The 24,381-nt window shown below is 43.4% G+C and carries 23 protein-coding genes; 7 read left to right on the plus strand and 16 right to left on the minus strand.

Features of this window, described 5'->3' with window-relative positions:
- Positions 1 to 14 precede the first annotated feature (14 nt).
- Complete coding sequence (locus ACP7AA_RS03940) at positions 15 to 587, plus strand: methylated-DNA--[protein]-cysteine S-methyltransferase (protein ID WP_426222732.1); 573 nt, start codon at positions 15 to 17, stop codon at positions 585 to 587.
- A 130-nt stretch (positions 588 to 717) separates the two neighbouring features.
- Here ACP7AA_RS03940 and ACP7AA_RS03945 read toward each other — a convergent pair whose 3' ends face one another.
- On the minus strand, positions 718 to 1,467 hold the full coding sequence (locus ACP7AA_RS03945) for a YebC/PmpR family DNA-binding transcriptional regulator (RefSeq protein ID WP_426222733.1): 750 nt from the start codon (positions 1,465 to 1,467) through the stop codon (positions 718 to 720).
- A gap of 359 nt (positions 1,468 to 1,826) precedes the next feature.
- Here ACP7AA_RS03945 and ACP7AA_RS03950 point away from each other — a divergent pair, with 359 nt between their 5' ends.
- Positions 1,827 to 2,657: an ion transporter gene (locus ACP7AA_RS03950; RefSeq protein ID WP_201619328.1), complete on the plus strand. Its 831-nt coding sequence runs from the start codon at positions 1,827 to 1,829 to the stop codon at positions 2,655 to 2,657.
- A gap of 52 nt (positions 2,658 to 2,709) precedes the next feature.
- Here the strand turns inward: ACP7AA_RS03950 and ACP7AA_RS03955 are convergent, their stop codons facing one another.
- Positions 2,710 to 4,011, minus strand: a complete 1,302-nt coding sequence (locus tag ACP7AA_RS03955; RefSeq protein ID WP_298871173.1) for an ABC1 kinase family protein — start codon at positions 4,009 to 4,011, stop codon at positions 2,710 to 2,712.
- Between the two features lie 233 nt (positions 4,012 to 4,244).
- Positions 4,245 to 4,835 (minus strand): type II 3-dehydroquinate dehydratase, encoded by a 591-nt coding sequence (gene aroQ, locus ACP7AA_RS03960; protein WP_426222734.1) that lies wholly within the window; start codon positions 4,833 to 4,835, stop codon positions 4,245 to 4,247.
- Positions 4,836 to 5,373: 538 nt separating this feature from the next.
- Here aroQ and ACP7AA_RS03965 point away from each other — a divergent pair.
- A complete protein-coding gene (locus tag ACP7AA_RS03965; RefSeq protein WP_011513806.1) occupies positions 5,374 to 5,589 on the plus strand; it encodes a cold-shock protein in 216 nt (71 codons plus the stop codon).
- 335 nt (positions 5,590 to 5,924) lie between these two features.
- Positions 5,925 to 7,079, plus strand: coding sequence for a DEAD/DEAH box helicase (locus tag ACP7AA_RS03970; protein ID WP_406947524.1), 1,155 nt, complete (start codon positions 5,925 to 5,927; stop codon positions 7,077 to 7,079).
- Positions 7,080 to 7,205: 126 nt separating this feature from the next.
- Here ACP7AA_RS03970 and ACP7AA_RS03975 read toward each other — a convergent pair whose 3' ends face one another.
- The 8 genes from ACP7AA_RS03975 to ilvA form a co-directional block, all read right to left on the minus strand.
- Positions 7,206 to 8,036 carry a sulfite exporter TauE/SafE family protein gene (locus ACP7AA_RS03975; RefSeq protein WP_201619325.1) on the minus strand — a complete coding sequence of 277 codons (831 nt, stop codon included), beginning with the start codon at positions 8,034 to 8,036 and terminating at the stop codon, positions 7,206 to 7,208.
- 170 nt (positions 8,037 to 8,206) lie between these two features.
- A complete protein-coding gene (ccoS, locus tag ACP7AA_RS03980; protein ID WP_201565277.1) occupies positions 8,207 to 8,437 on the minus strand; it encodes a cbb3-type cytochrome oxidase assembly protein CcoS in 231 nt (76 codons plus the stop codon).
- A gap of 187 nt (positions 8,438 to 8,624) precedes the next feature.
- Complete coding sequence (locus ACP7AA_RS03985; RefSeq protein WP_201619324.1) at positions 8,625 to 9,398, minus strand: YdcF family protein; 774 nt, start codon at positions 9,396 to 9,398, stop codon at positions 8,625 to 8,627.
- Positions 9,388 to 10,536, minus strand: coding sequence for a UDP-N-acetylmuramate dehydrogenase (gene murB, locus ACP7AA_RS03990; RefSeq protein ID WP_426222735.1), 1,149 nt, complete (start codon positions 10,534 to 10,536; stop codon positions 9,388 to 9,390). The genes ACP7AA_RS03985 and murB overlap by 11 nt, the downstream gene beginning before the upstream one ends.
- 114 nt (positions 10,537 to 10,650) lie before the next feature.
- Complete coding sequence (locus ACP7AA_RS03995; RefSeq protein ID WP_296172716.1) at positions 10,651 to 11,148, minus strand: low molecular weight protein-tyrosine-phosphatase; 498 nt, start codon at positions 11,146 to 11,148, stop codon at positions 10,651 to 10,653.
- A 289-nt stretch (positions 11,149 to 11,437) separates the two neighbouring features.
- The gene (locus ACP7AA_RS04000) at positions 11,438 to 11,878 is read right to left on the minus strand and encodes an RNA-binding S4 domain-containing protein (protein ID WP_201564959.1); all 441 of its coding nucleotides are present in this window, start codon (positions 11,876 to 11,878) and stop codon (positions 11,438 to 11,440) included.
- A 121-nt stretch (positions 11,879 to 11,999) separates the two neighbouring features.
- Entirely contained in the window at positions 12,000 to 12,680 is a 681-nt protein-coding gene (locus ACP7AA_RS04005; RefSeq protein ID WP_426222736.1) for an FMN-binding negative transcriptional regulator, read from the minus strand.
- Between the two features lie 80 nt (positions 12,681 to 12,760).
- The gene (gene ilvA, locus ACP7AA_RS04010) at positions 12,761 to 14,314 is read right to left on the minus strand and encodes a threonine ammonia-lyase, biosynthetic (protein ID WP_201564961.1); all 1,554 of its coding nucleotides are present in this window, start codon (positions 14,312 to 14,314) and stop codon (positions 12,761 to 12,763) included.
- Between the two features lie 373 nt (positions 14,315 to 14,687).
- Between ilvA and rpiA the strand changes: the two genes are divergently transcribed.
- On the plus strand, positions 14,688 to 15,347 hold the full coding sequence (gene rpiA, locus ACP7AA_RS04015; protein ID WP_201590905.1) for a ribose-5-phosphate isomerase RpiA: 660 nt from the start codon (positions 14,688 to 14,690) through the stop codon (positions 15,345 to 15,347).
- A 162-nt stretch (positions 15,348 to 15,509) separates the two neighbouring features.
- On the opposite strand, the gene argF is transcribed toward rpiA, so the two are convergent.
- The 3 genes from argF to dnaB form a co-directional block, all read right to left on the minus strand.
- Positions 15,510 to 16,433 carry an ornithine carbamoyltransferase gene (argF, locus tag ACP7AA_RS04020; RefSeq protein ID WP_183618390.1) on the minus strand — a complete coding sequence of 308 codons (924 nt, stop codon included), beginning with the start codon at positions 16,431 to 16,433 and terminating at the stop codon, positions 15,510 to 15,512.
- Between the two features lie 213 nt (positions 16,434 to 16,646).
- Positions 16,647 to 17,771: an alanine racemase gene (gene alr, locus ACP7AA_RS04025; protein WP_426222737.1), complete on the minus strand. Its 1,125-nt coding sequence runs from the start codon at positions 17,769 to 17,771 to the stop codon at positions 16,647 to 16,649.
- Between the two features lie 166 nt (positions 17,772 to 17,937).
- On the minus strand, positions 17,938 to 19,341 hold the full coding sequence (dnaB, locus tag ACP7AA_RS04030) for a replicative DNA helicase (RefSeq protein WP_201625142.1): 1,404 nt from the start codon (positions 19,339 to 19,341) through the stop codon (positions 17,938 to 17,940).
- A 348-nt stretch (positions 19,342 to 19,689) separates the two neighbouring features.
- Between dnaB and pdxA the strand changes: the two genes are divergently transcribed.
- Positions 19,690 to 20,787, plus strand: a complete 1,098-nt coding sequence (gene pdxA, locus ACP7AA_RS04035) for a 4-hydroxythreonine-4-phosphate dehydrogenase PdxA (RefSeq protein WP_201564965.1) — start codon at positions 19,690 to 19,692, stop codon at positions 20,785 to 20,787.
- Between the two features lie 224 nt (positions 20,788 to 21,011).
- Here pdxA and ACP7AA_RS04040 read toward each other — a convergent pair whose 3' ends face one another.
- The gene (locus ACP7AA_RS04040) at positions 21,012 to 21,953 is read right to left on the minus strand and encodes a lantibiotic ABC transporter permease (protein ID WP_131401071.1); all 942 of its coding nucleotides are present in this window, start codon (positions 21,951 to 21,953) and stop codon (positions 21,012 to 21,014) included.
- A 289-nt stretch (positions 21,954 to 22,242) separates the two neighbouring features.
- Positions 22,243 to 23,016 (minus strand): ankyrin repeat domain-containing protein, encoded by a 774-nt coding sequence (locus ACP7AA_RS04045; protein WP_131401070.1) that lies wholly within the window; start codon positions 23,014 to 23,016, stop codon positions 22,243 to 22,245.
- Between the two features lie 436 nt (positions 23,017 to 23,452).
- On the opposite strand from ACP7AA_RS04045, the gene rsmA reads away from it, so the two are divergent.
- On the plus strand, positions 23,453 to 24,316 hold the full coding sequence (rsmA, locus tag ACP7AA_RS04050; protein WP_201619315.1) for a 16S rRNA (adenine(1518)-N(6)/adenine(1519)-N(6))-dimethyltransferase RsmA: 864 nt from the start codon (positions 23,453 to 23,455) through the stop codon (positions 24,314 to 24,316).
- Positions 24,317 to 24,381: the final 65 nt, after the last annotated feature.

The following is a 24,381-nucleotide window of genomic DNA, read 5'->3' on the forward strand; positions in this document are numbered from 1 at the left end:
TAGAGGGAAGAATCATGATAGTCACCATCGCAGCTGTTGAGTCGCACCAGTTAGTACTGATTGCTAGTGCGCTAGCGGATAGCAGCCCTAAGCTGGTCGAAGTCAATTGGCTGCAGGTGGGCGATTCTTGGCACAGCTCAAAATCCATTCCTAAACTTAAAAAGCATTATGGGCTTGTCGATCAAGATTTTACCTTTATCGCTCAAAACAGCCTAAGCAAAGACGTGCCTTCTCAAGCGCTACTTATAGAAGCGATAGCGCAATTAATCACGTATTTTGAGGGTAAGCGTCAAGTATTTGATTTGCCATTAGATATAAGCTTAGGCACTGAGTTTCAACAACAGGTATGGCGGGCGTTACAAGGCATCAAGCATGGTGAAACGATTAGCTATGCCACACTGGCGCAGCGCGTAGGTAATCCTAAAGGCTTTCGTGCGGTTGCTAATGCCAATGGTAAAAACCCCTTTAGTATCATCATTCCTTGTCACCGAGTAATTGCCAGCGATGGTAAGCTTGGTGGTTATACAGGCGGCTTAGACAAGAAAGCGTATTTGTTAGCGCTGGAAGGGGTGAGCTACAAAACTTAGCATGGAAAAAGTGCTCATCACCCGCGCTTAAACACTAAAAAAGGCGAAACATTAAATATGTTTCGCCTTTTTATTAATAATCAATAAGGTGTTGATAAATGGTTATATTGCTTAGAAACTATTGCTCGAACTATTGCTCAAGCTGCGCCATAACTTCATCTGAAAAAGTCACATTACTATAGACCTCTTGCACATCGTCGATATCTTCTAACATATCAATCATTTTTATGACTTTTTCGGCATCTTCAACGTTGTCTATCTCAGCGCTGGTAGAGGGTGACATAGTCACTTCAGCATTGTCAGAGACCAGACCTGCCGCATTGAGCGCATCTTTGACTTGACCGAAACTTTCCCATTCAGTGATGACCAGTAGTGACTCGCCGTCGTTTTCGATATCAAGTGCCCCAGTGTCTAAGGCTGTTAGCATAACTTCTTCTTCTAAGCTGATATCGTTAAAGGTGATTTCGCCGCGCTTGGTAAATAGATAAGCCACTGAGCCTGAGGTGCCAAGGTTGCCTTCGTTTTTGGTAAAAGCATGACGCACTTCACTGACCGTACGGTTCAGGTTATCAGTCAAGGTTTCGACCAATACTGCGACGCCGCCGACACCATAGCCTTCGTAGCTGACCTCATCCATATTATCATTGTCATCGCCGCCTGTACCACGAGCAACCGCGCGATTGATGGTATCTCGTGTCATATTGACTGACAGTGCTTTTTCGATAACGGCACGCAAGCGTGGGTTTTTATCAGGGTCGGGGTCACCTTGCTTGGCAGCAGAAACAATTTCACGAATAATTTTGGTAAAGACTTTACCTTTTACCGCATCCTGACGGGCTTTACGGTGTTTGATATTTGCCCATTTTGAATGGCCTGCCATATGACATCCTTAAGTTTTACGTGTTATTTATAGTGCGGATAAAAAAGTTGTTAGGACTATACATCAGTAGCAACTTTTTATACCTGATGAGGTATTCTTATTATATGATTGTGCTGTTAATACAGTGTAATAGACCTATCGGCCAGTTAACGATTTGTATGTCGTTTGGTGCGCTTTTTTGCTACACTGCTATTTTCTATATTTTGACCCATCATCAATTCTTACGATGACGGTCGAGAGCAACAATATTTGCAATATTATAAACCACTTTAGCGCATTTTGACCAACCTTAGCTTGTCCATGCCAGCCTAAAACGTTCGGTTCTATATAACCATTGATCTTGTGACTTTATTGACTCTATGAAGCAACCAACTGCCGAAGCCATTACTCATTTGCGTAACCGCATTCATATTATTATCGAAGGCACGGATACCCGTTTGGGTAAGCTGTTTGATATCGTATTGCTGATTGCGATTTTGGCCAGTGTCGGCGTAGTGATGCTAGATAGTGTGCTGTACATGCGTTTGCAATATGGCACCATATTTCGCTATGCAGAATGGTTTTTTACCATTTTGTTTACTATTGAATACATCTTAAGGCTATTTTCAGCGCCCAATCGCTTTCGTTATACTTTTAGCTTCTTTGGGATAGTTGATTTATTGTCGGTATTGCCAAGCTATTTAAGCTTAATATTTGGTGGTGTACAGTATTTGCTCGTGATTCGCATACTACGTATCTTGCGTATATTTCGCGTGCTCAAGCTCAACACTTATATGCAGCAAGCGGGTTTTCTTGCCTCAGCACTTAAAACCAGCCAGCAGAAAATCACGGTATTTTTCTTATCCTTGGTATTGCTGGTGACTATTTTTGGTGCAGTCGTCTATGTGGTAGAAGGGCCAGAAAATGGTTTTACCAGTATCCCAATCTCTATTTATTGGGCGGTGGTAACGGTCACCACCACTGGCTATGGCGATATGTCACCAAAAACGCCCATCGGGCAAGCAATTGCATCTATGGTCATGATTACCGGTTATGCGATTATTGCCGTACCGACGGGTATCTTTACCGCTGAGCTGGCGCGTAATATGCGTCCACAGCTCAATCCTATTGCCTGTCCAAACTGCGGAAAATTTGGCCACGCCGTAGGAGCGGATTTCTGCGATCGCTGCGGTCATGCCCTGCATGTTTAGTGTTTATTAACGCGACTTATATGGCTTTTTAAAATTATCGGGCTTTTAAGTACTAATAGTCTATATATTCAGCAACCAGTGGTGATAAATCTATCACCACGCCCAGATTGACCAAATTCCAATACTGACCCGAAATCGTACGGTCAAGCATCATCGTCGTCGCTGATGGCTGGAACTGACCAAAATACTTTAAAGAAGTACGCATTTGGGCGATGGCTTCGTGATGGGTCTGGCTGCTACCGAAATCAAATGCACCTTCTTGATAAGGCTTTACGGATAAAGGCTTAAGGCCAATCTCTAGCCATTTCTGATAAAACTCACCCGGCACAACTTTCTCGTCATCACGGCGAATGTCTAGGGCGATTAAATCTTGCTCAAGCGCGGTCACATCACCCTTTAAAGCATGCTTGGCAAAACGCCTAAATAATTGCACTTCGCTATGGCTATAACTGCGAATTCCGCCAAAATCATAAGCGACCACACTGCCATCGGTGCGAAAAGCAAAGTTGCCAGGGTGTGGGTCACAGTGCATGCGGTATAAACCAAATAGTTGCCCTGCGCTAAAATGGAACAGGCGCTCAGCAATTTTTTGCTTGATAGCATTATCCCACGTCGCGGCGACCGTTAGCGTTTCACCCATCTCTTCGGTTAAGGTCAAAATCCGTCTAGATGAATGACTACCAATCACTTTAGGAATAATAAGACCGTCGTCTTCTGCATGAAACGCACCAAATACTTGGAGGTTGTGCGCCTCTTTAATATAGTCGAGCTCATCGTGCAAGCTTTGGCGAATCTCGTGAAATAACTGCTCTTGTAATTGTTTACTCATATTGAGCACGCCGGCTATTTTTAGCGCCATGCGTACTTGCTTCAGGTCGCTATCACAGTTCTCATCGACATCAGGGTATTGAACCTTTACCACCACCCTTTGTCCAGATGGCAAAACGGCTCTATGCACTTGCCCGATTGAGGCGGCGGCAAAGGGTGCTTCTTCAAATTCAGTAAATAACTCAGCAACTGGTGCGTTAAGCTCACGTTCAACTTGAGCACGTATCTGCGCATACGGCATCGGCGGTGCATCTTTTTGCAGCTTCTCTAAAGCCGTTGCAACCTCCGGCGGAAACACATCTTTATATTGCGAGGCAATTTGACCCACTTTCATCACCGCGCCTTTCATTTCGCCAAGCGTTTCAGCTATCTGAACACCGACATCTTGCATCAGCTCTGAGCGCGCTTGTAGACGTTTTTCTTCGTCACTTGATAGATGCTTTAATGAGTTTTTTGCGGCTTTGCCGGCAATACTGGCGGTCATGCCAGCGAGTTTCATAAAGCGTTTTCCGGACGATTTTGCCATTCATGTCACCATATAGTGGGTTTATTTACTAAGCCCCAATGTTATTATTTTAAGCAAAGGATTGCTGTTTAACTAGTGTGCCAAAAAATGTGCCAAAAGCAACAGTATGCGTATCTTAATGCTGCTTATAAGTTATAGATTTTCGCTTATAACTTAACAGTATGACGGTTTTTTATTGGTTAATAAATAAGGTTTCAATAAGGTTTTAATAACAAGCATCAAGTGATAAATCATTAGCTGTCTAACTTCAAATCATAAGTATGAGTCAGCCAATAATCTAATGCCATCTGATAGCCTAAATGCCCTAAGCCGCAAATAACGCCGACGGCTATATCACTAAAATAAGAATGCTGCCGGAACGATTCACGGGCGTGAACATTGGACAAATGCACTTCTATAAAGGGTTTTTGTGTCGCCGATAATGCATCCCGTATCGCAACCGAAGTATGAGTAAAGGCAGCAGGATTGATAATAATCGCATCTACTTGCGCTGCTGACTCTGCTAACAGACCATAATGTTGAATCTCATCGACAAGCTTGCCTTCATGGTTTGATTGAATGCAAATCAGCTCAATGCCATATTTGGCTGCCCGTGCGACCAAACTTTTCTCAATATCAGCAAGGGTTGTATGACCATAAATCTCAGGCTCACGTTTACCCAACAAATTTAAATTAACACCATTGATAAGCAACAGCTTATGCGTTTTGGCGTTTGCACTTATGTTGTTTGAACTTATGTCATTTGCACTTATGTCATTTGAACTTATAAGAGTTTCTTGATTAGAGGTTTTGTCGGTCACTGCTGACTGAGAAGGTGTGGTCATAATAGTCTCTATCTTTATAAAGTGGTATTTTATTTATAAGTATTGTTGTCGTTATCGCTATGGGTCCATAGTAGGACCGTATAAGATAACTTTGCTGTAAGGTTTTAAGAGTAAAGTTATCCGAAGAATAAAACTAGCCGAATAGATAAGCGCTTATCCTTTTATGATAACAGCTTGGCAGCCATGTAATAAAAAATAACATGAAAAATTATCCTAGGGGCTAAAAATCGTGTTAAAAGTCTTTATGTTGCTAAAAACCCGTGCTATGATATTTTTTACGCAACAAATATTACCTATTTGTTGCTAATGTCAGTTGGGCTAACTATTAAAGTGCATAAAGCAATTTTGATATGAACCTACACTGACCATAGTAATTTTACTATAGGCTGCATCATAAAGAGGGTAATAACACGCTTTATGTGCAGATGATGGTATGTAGAGTAGTACTCTTACATTTTGATTTCATAATCTTAAACCCCGTTTATATGCAATCTCGCAAAGGAATTTGGGGTTAAGTGACTTTTTAGGAAGTAATATTATGTCAGCTCGTGAGCAAGGTATCGTTAAGTGGTTTAATGACTCAAAAGGCTTTGGTTTCATTCAACGTGATAGCGGCGAAGATATTTTTGTCCATTTCCGCGCAATCCAAGGTGATGGTTATCGCTCTCTAAAAGATGGCGAAAAGGTTGAGTTCAGTGTGGTAGAAGGCGATAAAGGCCTGCAAGCTGAAGAAGTCAGAAAAGTAGAAGAGTAATCGCTACAGTGATTAGCGCCGTTCAGCTATAATGTCTGTACAAACTACTGATATACTACTGAGTCAAGCCCGTCTTGTCTTACCTATGTTGAGTTGAACGCAGCATATTTGGTAAGTTTAGGCGTTGGGCTTGGCTTTTTTATGCTTATGAGTTTTATAGATTGCCTGATTAGAGATTACGGACTGGGCTTTTTTAAGTAGTAGCTTCTAATCACAATGTTTCTTATTCACAACAGACAGTCGTATTATAAAACCAACGCTTATCATGAGCTTTTATTCATTTAAGCTTTTATTTATTAATAATAGACAAGCGATTCACACACAAGGATATTTTTTTGAGTACTTTTAAGACGTTTACGGATTTGCCGTTATCAAACCCTACTTTACGTGCCGTAAGTGATTTAGGTTTTACTGAATTGACGCCCATTCAAGCACAGATATTACCGCATACATTGGCAAATCAAGACGCCATCGGACAGGCGCAAACGGGTACTGGCAAGACGGCAACGTTTTTACTGACCATTATGGAAGCGTTATTAAAACGTCCTTTTGCTACCGATGAAGAACGTTATTTAGGTGAGCCACGTGCCGTTGTTATGGCACCAACCCGTGAGCTTGCCCAGCAGATATTTGACGACTGTATTGCTTTGACCAAATATACCTCGCTACACAGCGTGTGTATCATGGGTGGCACCAATTATGAAACTCAGCAGCATGAGCTTGAGCGCCAATATGTGGATATCTTAATTGCCACTCCAGGTCGTTTGATTGACCTAATGCACAAAGGCATGGTCTATCTAGATCGCGTGGAAGTGTTGGTGTTAGATGAAGCTGATCGTATGCTCGATATGGGGTTTATCCCTGATATCAAGCGTTTGGTTGGTCGTATGCCGCCGAATACTGATCGTCAAAGCTTGTTGTTTTCTGCCACCTTTAACCAAGATGTGATGAATCTCGCTTATCGCTGGTTGCATGAGCCAGAGTTTGTAGAAATTGAGCCTGAGCATAAGACCAGTGAATTGGTCGATCAGCATTTTTACTTATTAACCGAAGATCAAAAACTAGCAGCGGTCGAGCGTATCATCACTGATAGCACAGTCGAGAAGGTGATTATTTTTGCCAACCGTAAAGATCAGGTTAAGCGCTTGTATCATAAGCTGCGTCAGGGACATAGAATCGTCATGTTATCAGGCGATGTGATTCAGCAAAAGCGCGAAAAATATCTGCAACGCTTTAAAGATGGTCATGCTTCTGTGTTGGTCGCGACCGATGTGGCAGGACGCGGTATTCATGTTGATGATGTCAGTCATGTGATTAATTACACCCTGCCAGATCAGCCAGATGATTACGTACACCGTATTGGACGTACTGGACGCGCGGGCCAAACCGGTATCAGTATTAGCTTCGTCAGCGAAGATGATGCCTTTAATATCCCTGCATTAGAAAAGCATTTAGATACCAAGTTTAGCCTTGAGCAGTGGCAGCCTTAATAGAATTTTTTGAATTAAGTTCTAAAGCATTTAAACAGCAAAAAGCCCTTAATGCATGATTAAGGGCTTTTTTATACGTCTGTTTTTAGATGCCATCAATTTAAAGGAATATTAAACAGCAATTAGTTAGTGATGATGTTCCATATCTGCTGAGTCATCATTCATATTGTGCATACTATGGTCCATCTGACTCATATCGTGGTCGGTGGTATTACCTGTGTCATTCATCATGGTATGCTCACCATGCTCCATGTTCATGCTATGACCACCGCCATGGTCACCATGCATACTGGACATGGCGATAGGCACGAAAACGACGGCTAACCCCGATAAAACCATGATAGCGCCATTAATTTGCCTTAAACGTAGGCGTCCAATTTTCTCACGTAGCCAACCAACCGTTTCATGAGTGGCAACCAACATCGGCACTGTCCCCAAACCGAAGACAAACATCAATGCCGCACCGCCCAATGGGTTGTGAGCAACGACGGCAATGAGTAGCGCACCGTAAACCAAACCACAAGGTAAGAAGCCCCATAATAACCCTGCCGCTAAAGCACGTGGGAAGGTATTAAGTGGAAATACTTTTTGGCGTAGCGGACTCAGATACTGCCAAAAACGCATGCCGACACGCTCAAGCTTGGTTAAAAATGGCGCGCCAAGCATCGTGACACCAACAAATACCAATACCAAGCCCAATAAGATACGAGGCGTACTATTGCCTTTCATTAATGGCTCTAAAACCGTGGTACCCACAAGTCCGGCGACCAAACCTAAAAATGCGTAACTGCTTAAACGCCCGAAATGGTAGGTGGCTATCAAAGCGCGGCGCTTAGCAGGGCTCACGTCTTTCATCGATAGACTAAATGCTGCTACTAGCCCGCCACACATGCCTAAGCAATGCGGTGAACCAAAAAATCCCATTAGTAATGCCGCAACAAGTAAAGCTGTGGTCATGGGGAGTCTCTCCTAAAAATAGTAAAGCGTGAGCCTATTTTTATCATTTATCTAAAAAAATGATAAAAGCAGTCACGTATAAATGAGATATGGAAGGCTATATGTTTGAATTTTATTGATAGCTATTTGCTTTGTTAAGACGATATCGGTAAAAGGTGAATCAGTAGCACTCAATCGTCGGCTTTGTTGGAGTCTGCCGTGTCATCAGCTTGTGGTATATCGTCACTAGGCGTATGAGCTTGAATCGTTTGCCGACGTTCTTGACGATCATCCAAGATAATACGCTGTGACGCATTATCTAAGTCCTCAAACTGGTTTGATTTGACCGCATAGCGTATTGCCCAGATGGCGACCACGAACAGCATTAAACTTAAAGGAATTAATAAAAATATACTGAGCATGGCAAACCTCTTCAATAGCAGTTTCTTATATTATACACTTATTGCAAGTGTTTTAAATGTTCTATAAATACTAAAAGTGAGACAGTGGGTAATGGGGCAATAATAGTCGTCTGATGATACTAATCTAATAATACTAATCTAATAATACTAATCTAATAATACTAGGTCAGAGAATGCCAGCTAAGCGTTATTCAGTAGGCGTTTTCACGGCATTGCCTCTAGGGGTTAAGAGTTGCTGCGAGGTCACATCCTTAGCATGCCGACAGTTTGCTTGTGGGCGTATCACATCACGTAAGTAGGCGGCGACTTCATAAACTGCCCGCCGCGAATGACTCAAGTTCTGTGCCGGTTCCATCCAATCGCGTTTGACCGGTAAAGGCGCATTGATTGGGGTACTATTGATGCCGTTTAGGGCAAACTGTCTCCTTGCTCGCGCCATATGATAGCTATCGGTAATCAGGTACACATGATGTAGAGGAATACGCTTAGCAGTAAAACGCGCATTTTCACAGGTATTCATACTGGCATTTTCGCTGATAAGCCCATCAATACCGTGTTCTATAAGCCACTGACCAAGCCAAGGCGCCTCAGCACCACTCAGTACAATAGGTAGCGGCAAATCATGATAGGCGGTTGCCGCCGTACGGGCGCGGTTGAGGCTATAACTGTTTAGGATGGTTTGATTGTTATTATCATTGGTCAGACCGCCGCCCAGTACCACATAGGCGGTCGGTGGAGAGCTCATGGCGGCAGGCGGCATCTTTGGTAAAGGTAAATGGGCTAAAAGGTAAATCACCGCTTGTGAAAATAGCGGGGTAAATAAACTGATAATAACGAGAATAACCGCCGTTGAACCCAGTAAAAAGGTGGCATTAATAATACGAAACAGCTTTATCATACGCTCAGCTGAACGTAAGTAAGAGCGCCATAAGCGCTTAGACCATGATCGTTTAGACCACATGCTCATCAAATCCAATAGAGCCGTCAGCATTTACCCAAACCGGCTCGCGTGATAATTCAATCGCAAATATCTCAGAGACAATATTGGCAATATGATTTTGAGCCTTTGCCACATCTGCTTGCGTCGCTTGATAAGGGCTGTGATTGGTCAACACCAAGGCTTGCTGTTGATGGGTCATAATCGGCGCTAAACCGCCACCTTTTAAACCAGACTGTTCAATTAACCAGCCAGCCGCTACCTTGACCATGGCATCCGCCATTGGATAGCCAACGATGGTAGGGTGAGCGGATTGTAGCGCTATAAATTGCGCTTGAGGAATAATAGGATTCTGAAAAAAACTACCACAGTTGGGGAGCTGTTTAGGATCGGGCAGTTTTTGTTGGCGAATATCTATAATCGCCTGCATGACATCAGCAGGTACGGGCTGCATGCGCCCTTGCTGCTCTGCATAGCGCTGCGCGACCGTCTGCACATCGCCATAGCTGGCAAGGATTTTATTGGCATCGGTATGTAAGCGAAAACCCACGCGAGTGATAAGCCAAGTATTAGGCGCACGCTTAAAGAGGCTGTCGCGGTAGCCAAACTGGCAGTCTGCTGCTGTTAGATGATGCCAAGTGTGGGTTGGCAGATGATAAGCACGAACATACTCTAAGCAATCTTCTAATTGCACACCGTAAGCACCGATATTTTGTACAGGAGCCGCTCCCGTCAGACCCGGTATCAATGCCAAGTTTTCAAGTCCATACCAACCTTGAGCCACGGTATACATCACCAAATCGTGCCAGTTTTCACCGGCCATCACTTCGATATCGACATGACTGTCTGTTTGCGCCGTTATAGTGATACCGTGCATTTGGAGACGTAAGACAATCGCATCTAGATGCGCTGGCAATAAAACATTGCTACCGCCAGAGAGCGCGAATAACGGCTTAGTAAGCTCTGCATCTTTTCCGTGATTTGCCATAAAGGCATCAAGTTGCGCCTCATCGGCAAGCGTCACGACCATATCCGCCACACATGCCAATGCCATGGTATTGCTATGGGACAAATCGACTGACTTAGCCTGTGGTACATTCACCTTAAGGTTAGTCGATGTCGTAGGTTGAGCATTGGAATCATGGCGTAAAGCTGAGGTCATAACATAGCCTATCTGGCAAATAAACAAGAAATCATGCGGAGTTTATTATAAAGGATGCACGGCATAAAGGTAGCAGAAATATGGCGCTTTATTGCTAAGCACTATTAATCATTTCTAAGCAGTTTTCCAACTTTCAATCCACGCTTGGGCACTTGATTCGATACGTTCGATGACTTCTTCAAAAGCGTCGCCATCACCTTGATAAGGGTCTGGTACATCGTCGCCGCCGTAGGTTGGATCTTCTTCACTAAATAGCGCCAGTTTGGCAAGTTTGCCATCTGTGTCAGTGATGCTGTCTTTAATGGCTTGCAGGTCAGCTAAGTTTTGCGCATCCATCGCCAAAATCAAATCAAATTTGCGAAAGTCGTCAGCGCTTACTTGACGCGCGACCAGCTTATTAATGTTATAACCATGAGCTTTAGCATGGCGCTGTGCCCGTACATCAGGCGCATGACCAATATGCCAATCTCCAGTCCCTGCCGAATCCACTTTCATCGCTAGCCCTGCAATGGCTGCTTGCTGACGAAAAATCTCTTCGGCGGTCGGTGAACGGCAAATGTTTCCCAAACAAACCAATAGCACAGATGAGGGAGTAGACGCTTTAATTAGCATATAATGACCTTTTATCACAACAAAAAAACATGCTATCAAGACCAGCATGATTAATGCGGTTTATTAGCATGTTATCGAGTAAATTAATTGGCTATCAGCGTAACGGTTAATACGTTGAATGGCAAGGGTAGAGGTAAAACAATAGGGTCACATTAGGCTATCAATAATAGCAAGCTGCCGACTTTAATAGCTTACATAAATAGTCTGTATGAACCCTCTTTATTTATCATCTTTATTATTAAAATAAGTTAAAGCGATAAATATTGAGTGAGCAGTATGGATAACAGCCTTAGTCTTGGTTGTGTTTGAAGCGTTGTAAATCACGCCGCTCTTTTTTATTGGGTTTATTATCTGGACGGGCAAGATTGGCAAGTTTGCGCTGCTCGGCATAAAAAGCGCGGCGCTCCTCGCTTTCCTCAGTTTCAGAATATAACGCTTGGGCAGCAATCGCATTACCACGTTGTGCGCTTAGCGCTTCAACCAACACGGTTTTCTCAGTCATGGCGGTTGCTGAGCCTTGGCGAATACTGAGCTCATCCCCGACGGCAATCTCTTTGCTGGTTTTGACGCGGCTCCCTGCATAATGGACGCGTCCGCTTTCGATGGCTTCTTTGGCAAGGGTGCGGGTGCGATAAAATCTAGCGGCCCATAACCATTTATCAAGACGCATACGCACGGCATCTGGTTGGCTATGTGCGGGCTGATTATGGTTTTTATTGTGTTTACTCATCAAAACCTCATGGATATCAATAACGTAAGATAATAATGGTGTTGTTTTTACTGATTAAAAGAGCGTTAAGCGATTAAAGTATTTCAAAATAGGTTTTTATGGTGAATGAGGACAACTTAAATTAGCCATTGTTCTGATTGGTAACTTTAGCAGCCATTGCTACAGCACTGTTAGTATTTAACTGCTCTAAACCGTTTATCACACCATTAATATTTTCGACGGTTTTATTTTGGCTCAATTTAAACTGAGCTTGTATCGAATCGATAGGCAATCTAAAACCAATAATACCGCGACACATGGCCTCGATATAAGCAGCTGGCGCGTCATCTAATGACCAAGGGTTATCGGATATCACCTCTTGCTGCGCGGTCATGGTTGCTAATATCCATTTCAGCGTATCGGTATCTTCGAGCATCTCGATTTTAGATTGAATGTGTACGCTTTGATAGTTCCATGTCGGTACTTCTTTATGGGTTCTTGCTTTGCTTGGATACCAGTTGGGGCTAATGTAATGCCCCGAATCTTGAAAAATAATTAACCATGAACTGTCTGTTAAGGCATCTTGGTAAATAGGGTTTTTACGACCAAAATGACCATAAAGATAGCCGTGTGATTTATTGGAAGCAGAGTCATAACCAACATCTGCATTGAATTTAGCGTGGTCGTTATGCCAAAACAGCGGTATATGACAGGCTTCGATGCCATCTTTAGTTTGAGCAATCAAAGTCGCTAACGGATTGACGGCAATAAATTCAATGACATTATCAAAATTGTCTTCGGCAAAAATGGTAGGGATATGCATAGTACTCTCTATATGAGTAAGCGGCCAATCCTAGTAGGATAAGCCGCTCACAATACGTCATCATCGTTGCTTATAAAAACCTATTTTAAAAACAACTGATAACCAATATTGTCATTAAGCATAGTGCAGTCATAACCAATATCAAGAAGCGCATCTTGTAGTTGGCGAGAGTTGCCCTCAGAAGCTTGCAAGCCGACCAACACACGACCTTCAGCGGCGCCATGGTTGCGATAATGGAACAAGGTAATATTAAAATCGTCACCCAGTTTTTCTAAGAAAGTCAGCAATGCACCCGGACGTTCAGGGAAAACTACCTTTAATAACTGCTCGTTTTCGACATGTGCATGACCACCAATCAGATGACGGATATGGGATTTGGCGATATCATCATCGGTTAAGTCGTGTGCTTCATAGCCATCAGCCGCCAATTGATTGCTAATCGTTTGACGCTCTTTGTCGCCCTCTTTTAGGGCGATACCGACAAAGATTGCTGCAGGTTCCATCGAATCTGGTGATTTTTTGCTATCGGCACGGTAGTTAAACTCGGTGATATTACGGCCATGTAGGCTACGGCAGAAGTTTAAGAAAGCGCCGGTTTGCTCAGGAATGGTCACGCCAAAGATGGCTTCTTTTTTCTCACCAATCTCAGTACGCTCAGCGATATAACGCAAGCGGTCAAAGTTCATATTGGCACCGCAAATGATACCGACGCAGTTTTTACCTTGTAGGTTATGGGCTTCGATATATTTTTTCATACCTGCAACGGGTAGAGCTCCAGCAGGTTCAACGATGCTACGATTCTCTTCAAAGATATCTTTCACCGCCGCGCAGACTTCATCGTTGGTACAAGTGACCACTTCAGGCTCGACGACAGGACCTGATTTATCACTTTTTTGCATACGCACGATATCAAAAGGTAGCTCGCCAATTTGAGCGACTGCAACACCATCGACAAACAGACCGACTTGCTTAAGCGTGACCCGCTCATTTGCTTCAAGAGCAGCTTTAAGTGAAGCTGATTGGTCTGCTTCTACAGCGATGACTTTGACGTGCGGCGCAACTTCACCCAAGAATGCTGCAACGCCAGAAATCAAACCGCCACCACCCACAGCAACGAATACATAATCCATGTTGCGCCATTGCTGGGTTAATTCCAGACCAATGGTACCTTGTCCTGCAATGACCAATTCATCATCATAAGGCGGAATAAAGGTTAAACCCTCAGTCTCAGCGCGATTGATTGCATAACGGTTGGCTTCATCAAAGCTATCGCCATACAAGTCGACATTACCGCCGAGTGCTCTAACGGCATCTACTTTGATGTCAGGGGTGGTGGTTGGCATCACGATGATGTTATTTAGGGCAAGCTTACGCGCTGAATAAGCAACGCCTTGGGCATGGTTGCCCGCTGAGGCGCAAATGACGCCGCGCGCTTTTTGCTCATCGCTCAATTGGCTAATACGGTTGTAAGCACCGCGTAATTTAAAAGATTTTACTGGTTGCAGGTCTTCGCGCTTAAATCGAATATCATTAGCAAAACGTTGGGTCAGCTTGGGTGCAGCTTCAAGTGGTGTTTGAATGGCAACGTCATAGACGGTGGCTTGCAAGATGGCTCGTACCCAATGTGACAGCATAATAATTCCTAAACAGAGTGAAGATGAATAAAAGAAGTGCAAATGGCTATAAAGTCAGTGTTTATAAATTAGCCGCTATAAATAACTATAAACCAGTATAGATAAGCACAAAAACGAAATAGATTAGCCTATGCTGATTTTCACTATCTTGCAAGACACAATTGCAAATTTTATAGGGAGTTTTTTTGAAGGTTAAAGGTCAAGCCATCAATACATTAAAGTAAGTATGGGCTCTGAGAAGGGGCAATGAGTATTTAGAATGGGTTTTACGCTAACATCGCCTAAAGCCATCGGTTATAATAAGCGCGCATTTTACCTCTTTTATCATTTTAGCTCTTTTAGAGTGAGACGTTTATTTTTCCAAGGATTTATGATGAGTGATCAGCAAGCACAAAAGCAAGCTGCAGCCAAAGCTGCCCTAAGCTATATTGAAGATGACATGATACTTGGAGTGGGGACGGGCAGTACGGTTAACTGTTTGATTGAGTTGTTGCCGACACTAAGGCTTGCTGGCGCGGTTGCAAGCTCACAGGTCACCGAAGATAAGCTACGCGCTCTTGGTATCGAAATTGTCGATTTAAACTTTGCCGGTCAGCTTGATGTCTATATCGATGGTGCTGATGAGGTAAATGAGCATTTGCAATTGATTAAAGGTGGCGGCGGCGCGCTCACACGTGAAAAAATTGTCGCTGCAGCATCTAATAAGTTTATCTGCATGGTTGATGAAAGTAAAAGCGTTGAATGGTTGGGACGCGAATTTCCAGTACCGATAGAGGTGCTGCCACAAGCGCGCTCGTATGTGGCAAGGCAATTAGCCCGTTTGGGCGCTGAGCCAGTATATCGTGAAGATTTCGTTACCGATTATGGCAATGTGATTTTAGATACTTATGACTTAGATGTCAGTAACCCACTAGAGCTTGAGCAGCAATTAAACAATATCGTTGGGGTAGTCTGTAATGGTATCTTTGCTGCCAATCAAGCCGATGTCTTATTAAAAGCGGGCAGTAATGGCGTGACGACTTTAACGCGCTAATGTATTATTGACAGAATTTAATGCTATAACTTATCGCTAAATAAAGCTGTAAACAATAAAAAGGCAGAGCACTATAAATATGCTCTGCCTTTTTTTGTACGTGTTATTTTTATACGTGCTGGTTTATCAATATTTCAGGTTATGCTCTTTACCAGCTTGTTTTTAGGCAGGCAGCTTAATTTTATCTTTTAATAAAAATTCCATCAAAGCTTTTTGCGCATGTAAGCGGTTTTCGGCTTCATGCCATACCACAGAGCGCGGATCATCGAGCATATCATGAGAGATTTCTTCGCCGCGATGGGCTGGCAAGCAATGCATAAACACCACTTCAGGGTCGGCTTTATCGAGTAGTGATGGCGTCACTTGATAAGAAGCAAAGCGGCGCGCACGGGTATTTTGTTCAGACTCTTGCCCCATACTTGCCCAGACATCGGTGACAATTAAGTTTGAATCTTTCGCCGCTTCTTGGACGTTTTCAACGATACTGACGCAATGCGAGAAGCGTTTCATCAGCTCAGGGTCAGGCTCGAAACCATAAGGGGCTGCTACACGTAGCTCAAAGCCAAACTGATTGGCCGCTTGCATGTAGGAGGCGCACATATTGTTGCCATCACCGACCCACGTGACGATTTTATTTTCGATACTACCGCGATGCTCATAATAGGTCTGCATATCAGCAAGCAGCTGGCAGGGATGGAATTCGTCAGTAAGCGCGTTGATAATCGGTACACTAGAGTATTCCGCAAAGGTCTCAACTTTTTCGTGCCCAAAGGTGCGAATCATGATGATATCGACCATGCTCGAGATGACGCGAGCGGAATCTTCTAGCGGCTCACCACGGCCAAGTTGGGTGTCATTTGGCGATAAAAAGATAGCATTACCGCCAAACTGACCCATGCCAGTCTCGAACGAGATACGCGTACGGGTGGATGATTTCTCAAATATCATGCCAAGCGTCCGACCAACAAAAGGCTGATATATCTCGCCAGCATGTTGCATCTTACGCAGTTCGCTCGCGCGTTTGATTAAGTTTTCTAGTTCTTGTTTGGTTAAATCAGATAGGGTCAAAAAATGGCGCAAACTCATAGTAATCCTAGCAGTCGATCGCAGTCGATGAAAAATGATACGTTGTCATTTTTTAATAGCATCGCGTCAGTGCGTATACTGGTGTGACAACAAACTTTTAGTATAGCGCAATTGGGCTTAATGTAAATGTCCAATTTGCCGTGATTCAGCAGTGCTGCAGTGCTGCATTGCTTCATTCGTCTCTCAAACCATCATTACATTAAACTCTATCAATTATGATTTTGCTATGGTCCGATTTGGGCGAGCGCTTAGGCGGCATAGCAACTCATAGCTAATGGTCTCAGCATGAGCGGCGACTTCATCGACGTGCGGCGCATCACCCCAAAGTATCACTTTACTATCTAAAGCCACGCTTTCTGGAACAGTGCTGACATCAATGACGATCATATCCATCGCCACTCGTCCGACTACCGCGCATGGATAGCTTTGATGGTTGATAGCATCAATAACAGAAACATAAGCGTTGTCACTCACCACCCGTGGATAGCCATCACCATAACCGATACTAACCAAAGCCGTTTTGGTATCTTGCATCGCAGTCCAGCGGCTGCCATAACCAATACCATCACCGGCGTTGACCGTTTGTAGAGCGATAATCTGCGCGCTAAATTCCATCGCTGGCTGTAAGTCCAAATCACGCGCACTTTTATCAATGACTGGCGTACTCCCGTAGAGCATGATGCCCGGACGTACCCAATCGTGATGATGCTCGGGGAAATTGACGATACCCGCTGAGTTGCACAATGAGCCTTTTACATCGCTACTCACCGTTTCTTTTAGGGTCTGCAGCATGTCGTTAAAGCGCTGGATTTGAATGGCGTTTAGAGGATGAGCGCAGTCATCGGCATTGGCAAAGTGAGTGGTCAAAACCAACTGATAACCGGCTTCATGCAGACGTTTGGCTGCTGGAATAAGGGTTTGGTCATTAAACCCTAAGCGGTTCATGCCAGTATTGTATTTAAGCCAAACCACGCTAGTAGCGCTGGTAGTAGGTGGGGTGTTTTCTAATGCCCACGTTAACTGCGGCTCATGATGAATCACGCAGCTAATATCATGCTCAATCGCCAGCTGCCACTCATCGGCGGTAAATGCGCCTTCGATTAGACCAATGGTTTTATCCCAGCCCAATTGACGAGCTTCCAAGGCTTCTATCAAGGTGGCGACGCCGATACCATCTGCCTGTGGTTTAGCTTGTTTTAATGCTGGCAGAACAGCGGCCACGCCATGACCATAGGCATTGGCTTTAACCATAGCAAGGACTTTAGCTGTCGGTGCCCGTTTTTTAACTTCAGCCACATTATGGGTGATGGCGGCTGGTTTAATTGTAATAGTGCGCATAATTGCCTTCTCTATTAGCAAGCTTATATTATTGTCAAAATTGGCTTATTAGCAAAGTTATTTTATGAGTAAAGTGATAAAGCCAATGCGTCATCAATTGGGCTGATGACGCACTGGCTATTTTTTATGAGTAATCGCTTATTAAGCGTATCGTTCGTTTTGTTTATTACTCATCATTTTCAAAGCTGACGTTTTGATAGTATTCTGGCGTCAGGTTGATAAAGCGGGTAAATTGCCCTTCAAAGCCCAAGCGTATGGTGCCGATAGGGCCATTACGCTGTTTACCAATGATGATTTCAGCCACGCCTTTGTGGTCTGAGTTTTCATTATAAACCTCATCGCGATAAATAAACATAATCAAATCGGCATCCTGCTCAATCGCACCCGATTCACGCAAATCCGACATGATAGGGCGCTTATTAGGACGGTTCTCTAGACTACGGTTAAGCTGCGATAAGGCAATAACCGGACATTCAAGCTCACGAGCCAAAGCTTTTAAGCTACGAGAAATCTCGGAGATTTCTCCAACACGGTTGCCATCAAGATTAGGCACTTTCATCAGCTGTAGATAATCGACAATGATAGCGCCAAGTTTGCCATCATGATTTTTAGCGATACGGCGGCAGCGCGAACGTAGCTCAGAGGGCGGCAGGGCAGTACTGTCATCAATGTATAAATGCTTAGACTGCAAATGCTGAATGGCGTTCATCATTTTTGCCCATTCATCTTCGTTCATTTGCCCAGAACGCAGGTGCGTCTGATTAATCGCGCCCCATGATGACAGCAAACGCATGACGATAGACTCGGCTGGCATCTCCATCGAAAACACCACCACGGGTAAATCTTCGTTAAATAAAATCCCTTCTGCCAAGTTCATCGCAAAGGTTGTTTTACCCATAGAAGGACGCGCCGCCACAATGATTAAATCGCCCGCTTGTAAGCCTTGAGTCTTATTGTTTAGCTCGACAAACGGCGTTTGTAAGCCAATCATGCCGTCAGGATTGGATTTTAATTCTTGGATTTTATCAATAACATTGGTCAATACTGAGGTAATACCAACGGGTCCACGCTGCTCAGCGCGTTTGTTATGTTGCTCATTAATACTGAATATTTTTGCCTCAACATTGTCTAAGATATCGCTTACCGTTTGGTCTTTGGGATTATAGGCAAGGGTCAGCATGTCATTGCCAGTAGTAATCAGCTGGCGTAAGGTCGATAGCTCGCGCACGCGCTGCGCATAAGCGGTGAGGTTAAACAAGGTGGCAGGACTTTGACTCAAAATATCGGCTAAGTAGCTGTCACCACCGGCACCTTTGAGTAGTTTTTGTGCTTCTAACCAGTCATGTACCATGACCGTATCATAAGGCTCGTTGACCGCCGCCAAATGCGCAATAGCATCAAAAATATACTGATGTCGCCCTGCATAAAAGTCGTCTTTGGTGACGATATCTGCAATCTTATCGTATGCCTCTTCGATACTCATCAAAGACGCTAGCAAGGCCTTTTCAATATCGATATTGTGTGGCGGTGTTTGATTGAGTAAGTCGTCGGTTTTTTCGTTGTCTGCCATGGATGCCTAATGTGTCAAAAGTCGGTATAAAATTAAGTATATAAGAGATTATAAATAGCGGTGTGCTATCAGTATTTATTTTAATAGTGATACAGCCAAGCAAGCGCGACATACCTCTACGAGAGAAGTACCAAAAGGTGGTCTCAGCGCTTGCTGGTAAATGCTACAATGAAAGGCGAAAGTTTAACACATTCTACCGTTTTTTCGGCTGCTATAAGTAACTATCTATAAAAATGCCATCTGCTATGACATAAAATTTGCGATGTCTTAGACCATCTTAAACGCTCGTTTTCATAATAATAAATACAATAAAATCATATTCTTAATATCAAACTAGGATATTTTACTATGCAAAAAAGACTACCATTATTAATCACAACCGGTGAGCCTGCTGGTATTGGAATGGATGTTGTGCTGCTATTAGCAGCTGAGGGTAAATTGCAAGATTTTAAACGCCCAATCTGGGTTACTGCCGATAGCACTGCGATGCAAAAGCGCGCTGATATGCTGGTAACAGCAGGCGTGCTCGAGAGCTGTCCATTTTGGCAAACTGTCGATTTAGACATCGCAGCCGATGACTTTTTAGAGCAGATGTCACAGCAAACTATTGATGACAATAATAATGACAATCATGCTTTTATCCTGCTGAATACCCCTTGTGCTGAACCAGTTGTCTGCGGAAAAATTAATACTCGTAATTCGGCCATGGTTGCCAAGCAATTGGACATCGCCCATCAGTTAGCAACCAACAAAACAGTTGCTGCTATCGTCACAGGGCCATTGCAAAAATCTGCACTGATAGATGCTGATATTAAACTGCTCGATGGCACCATGTTTAGTGGTCATACTGAGTTTTTTATGCAGCAAAGTGGCTGTGAGAAAGTCGTGATGATGCTCGCCAATCAAGCCATGAAAGTGGCGCTTGTTACCACACATTTAGCATTAAAAGACATACCTGCTGCTATCACCGCTGATAATGTACGCCAAACGGTGCAAATTGTCATTGACGATATGCGCGAGAAGTTTGGCTTAACGCAGCCGCGTATCTTGGTATGCGGTCTTAATCCGCATGCAGGCGAGGGCGGGCATCTAGGTGTCGAGGAAATTGAGATTATTAACCCCGTGCTACAAGAATTTATCGATGCAGGCGTCGATATATCAGAGGCGATGCCTGCAGATACGCTATTTACCCCAAGACATTTAGCGAATTGTGACGCTGTGATTGCTATGTATCATGACCAAGGTTTACCAGTGCTCAAATCACACGGTTTTGGCGATACGGTCAATCTTACTTTGGGGTTGCCGTATATCCGTACCTCCGTCGACCATGGGACGGCGCTTGATTTAGCAGGGCGCGACGGCGCAAGTGCGACCAGCTTATACCAAGCACTATTGATGGCCAATGAGATGGCGGATAAATCGCTTATTAATAGACCTCTTATATAAAACTGCTACACTCGAAGTGTGTCACGCAGTATTGGGTAACTTTGTTGTGAATGATGGCTATTTATGAATCATCAAACACGGTCTAATATAAGTGGTTCCACTATAGCAGTCTGTTTTAAGTGGTCTATTAATAGGTTTGAAGGGTGAAATAGCTGGTTCCGCTAGGGTATACCCAAAAAATAAACCCTCTAAACAATAACTTATCTGTAAGTAGTCAGGGCGATTCAGAAACCTGACTTTAAATCCATAGGTCGAGTCGTATGGCGTTTTGCCATATATTTGCCCAGTAAGGGTAAGCAAAACATTGGTAATTGAAAAGCACCCAGTAACGGTAGAAACACCGCACCCATAAAGGGTACAGTTATGGTGTAAGAAAGTAATACATTGCGTCCGCCACACACCAGCGCCGCGACAATAGCATTCTCATAGCCAAAACGCCGATATATTATATAAGCGGTAAAATAAAATACCAATGCCAATACCGAACTTAGCACTAGTAATAACAACGCTTGCCAGGGATTATGGTCAAAGGTGGTACGAAATCCTGCCATCAGTCCCAGTGGAAACAACATCAGCAGTAAAATATTAAACTGCCCAATTTTGGGATAATAACGTGACAAAATAGCAGGTGGAACAAACCGACGCACTCCCACAGCTAGCACCATTGGCATAAAAATATAAACTAACAAGCGTTTGACATAAAGACCAACGTCTAAATTTGAACTTTCATCGCCTAATAGCCATAATACGCCTAATAATGTGAATGGCATAATGAGCGTAGCAGCGATAGTTTTTGCCGTCGCCAGTTGTGCATCAAACCCCACCGCATTGACCAACGCACCACTACCAAACAATGGGGCAGTGGCGCCAAGACCTGCAATCGCCAATAGCCAATCGCCACGTACACCGAACGCATAAGCAATTAATACTAAAACTAGACACATGCCCCCGCTTTGTAACAAGGCAAAAACCCACACATAGCTTGTCGCTATACGCTTTAACAGCGCGTATTGGTCGATGCCCAGTAAAGTAAAGAACATCAAGAAGAACAGTATTTGGGGCAAATATACCAATACTGCATTGGATAAGTTTGGAAAAACAAAGCCCACAATTGCGCAAACTGGCATAATTAATGTGCTATGGCGCGCAATAAAACTAAGAAGCATGGCTTTTCCTAATAAAAAATGTTTTTTTTGATACATATGTTGAACCACGCTGGGATTGTTTGATATTCAACAATCTTAGAGAGTATGAAAATTCCTAGGTGTCTCATATATCTACCACATCGATGCCTGTATAGGGAACCAAACCAGTGAAGGTACCTGAGTGGTTCGCCATAGGTATAACCTAAAAAAGGACGCTTCAAAAACTGTGAAGCGTCCTTTTTTTAAGTATCTAGACTACTATGAAGGTCTGTAATCAAAAGCAATTAGATAGCTCTAATGATTGAAAACGTTATTGACAACTTGCTTTGCCCGTACGATGATTAACCACACCTTTTGACGCAAGTAATTTTGTCATCTCTGCATGACCGCGAGTACAAGCATAGGAGTAAGCACTTTGATTATACGATGCCTGAGTTTCATCTTGAGTAGTCGCCACAAGGTTGGGATTAGCACCTTGAGCCAGTAAATATTTGACCGTCTCAATACGATTATTACTAGCGGCAACCATAATAAATGTTTCACCATCATCTTCTATTTCTTGGTCGTTTAAATCGACAGGCGCTTTGTCATTTAATAACTTATGTACTTTTTTAACAATAACGGTATTTCCCCCTAGTACAGCAGATTTCATGACGTTATAAACGTCACCATCATCTTTAGCATATATATCAGCGCCTTTATCAACTAAGTAATCTACAATATCTTCATAGCCAATAAATGCTGCCCAGCCGAGAGCGGTTTGATTAAGGCTACCTGTATCTTTAGCTTCTAAGTCTTGACCATTATTTACCATATATTTAACCGTTGCTAGGTCACCACGTTTTACCGCATCAAACCACTTAGCATCTGTTCCTGTAGAGGGTTTGTCATAAAATATACGCCAAGAAAGCTTGTCTTCATTAGCGAGATCAAAGTTTTCAGCATCACTATAGCGAAACCCTACTTGTGGAATAGGCGCAACTTGAGATGATTTTACGACCTCAGTTTTATCTACCGTATTATGAGTACTAAGACTTGAACAGCCAGTTAATAGCATCGTGCTCATTAAAACTGATGCGCTCATTTTGTAAAAAACATTCATAGCAAAACCTCAAATAAGTAACTTTTTATGTAAACCACATATAGTTTGAAGTAGTCTCTATAACAAGACAATAGTCACACAGCTTAAATTCATCTTCGAAAAACTCACTGCATGTACACAACGAAGTACACTGGAACTATCTCAGGGAGAAAACCCGTTGGTATCATGAGCCTAGAGCCAAAGGTTCAAGTCCTCACTAGGGTACCATGTTCATTCTCATAATCGTTGTTATAATAAATGATTTTAGAACAAAAATAAGGCACTGTGTCGGTTGTACTAAGGTATGGGTAGTTTGCTAATAAAATATCTCAAAAAGACAGTGCATTTATGAGCTGTGTTATAATTCATTGATATATAATCAGCATATTGCTGCCATAGCGCTATAGCCCATTTATCTTTTATCGATTAAGACCTTTTTATGTCCAAAACTACGTTTGATGCTCAATCTATTTCTAACAGCCTACGCGCTGCCAAACACCAACCGCGTAAGCGTTTTGGTCAAAACTTCTTGCACGATGGCAGTGTCATCCGCCAAATTGTTGACAGCATTCGCCTCGAGCGTGATGACAATTTAATCGAGATTGGACCGGGCATGGGCGCGCTGACTGAGCCGCTATTGGCAGAAGTCGATGCGATGACGGTGGTAGAGCTGGATCGCGATTTGGCAGATAGTTTACGTATTCGTATCGGTGCCAATAGCCATCCGAACTTTACGATTATCAAAGACAATGCCATGCATGTCGATTATCGTGAACTGTATAGCCCTGAGCGCGGTAAGCTCCGCGTAGTCGGCAATCTACCTTATAATATTTCTACGCCGATACTCTTTCATTTGCTCAGTTATGCCGATGTGATTCAAGACATGCATTTTATGCTGCAAAAAGAAGTGGTCGAGCGTATCACTGCCGATGTCGGCAGCAAAACCTATGGTCGTCTATCGGTCATCATGCAATATCATTGTGATACCGACTATCTACTGACCGTACCGCGCGGCGCATTTAATCCGCCGCCAAAAGTCACCAGTGCCGTTTTTCGCCTGACGCCACATATCAACAAACCAATCGTGGCAGAAGACGAAGCGTACTTTGCGATTGTGGTGCGCGAAACCTTTAACCATCGTCGTAAGACGCTACGGGCTATTTTTAAAAAATCAACTTTGCTACCGACATTGAGCGAAGAAGACTTTGCGGCTTGCGCCATCGACCCGCAAGCGCGCCCTGAAGTCTTGAGTGTGAAAGATTTTGTCAATCTCAGCAATCAGGCACGCAAAATAGAGGTTTAAATGAATCTACTGCCACTTTATCGTCAAAAATTTTCGCATGATAAACATCACATAAAAGTATAGAG

The sequence above is a fragment of the Psychrobacter sp. DWR1-2-3 genome (assembly GCF_049896465.1).
Lineage (GTDB): Bacteria > Pseudomonadota > Gammaproteobacteria > Pseudomonadales > Moraxellaceae > Psychrobacter > Psychrobacter maritimus.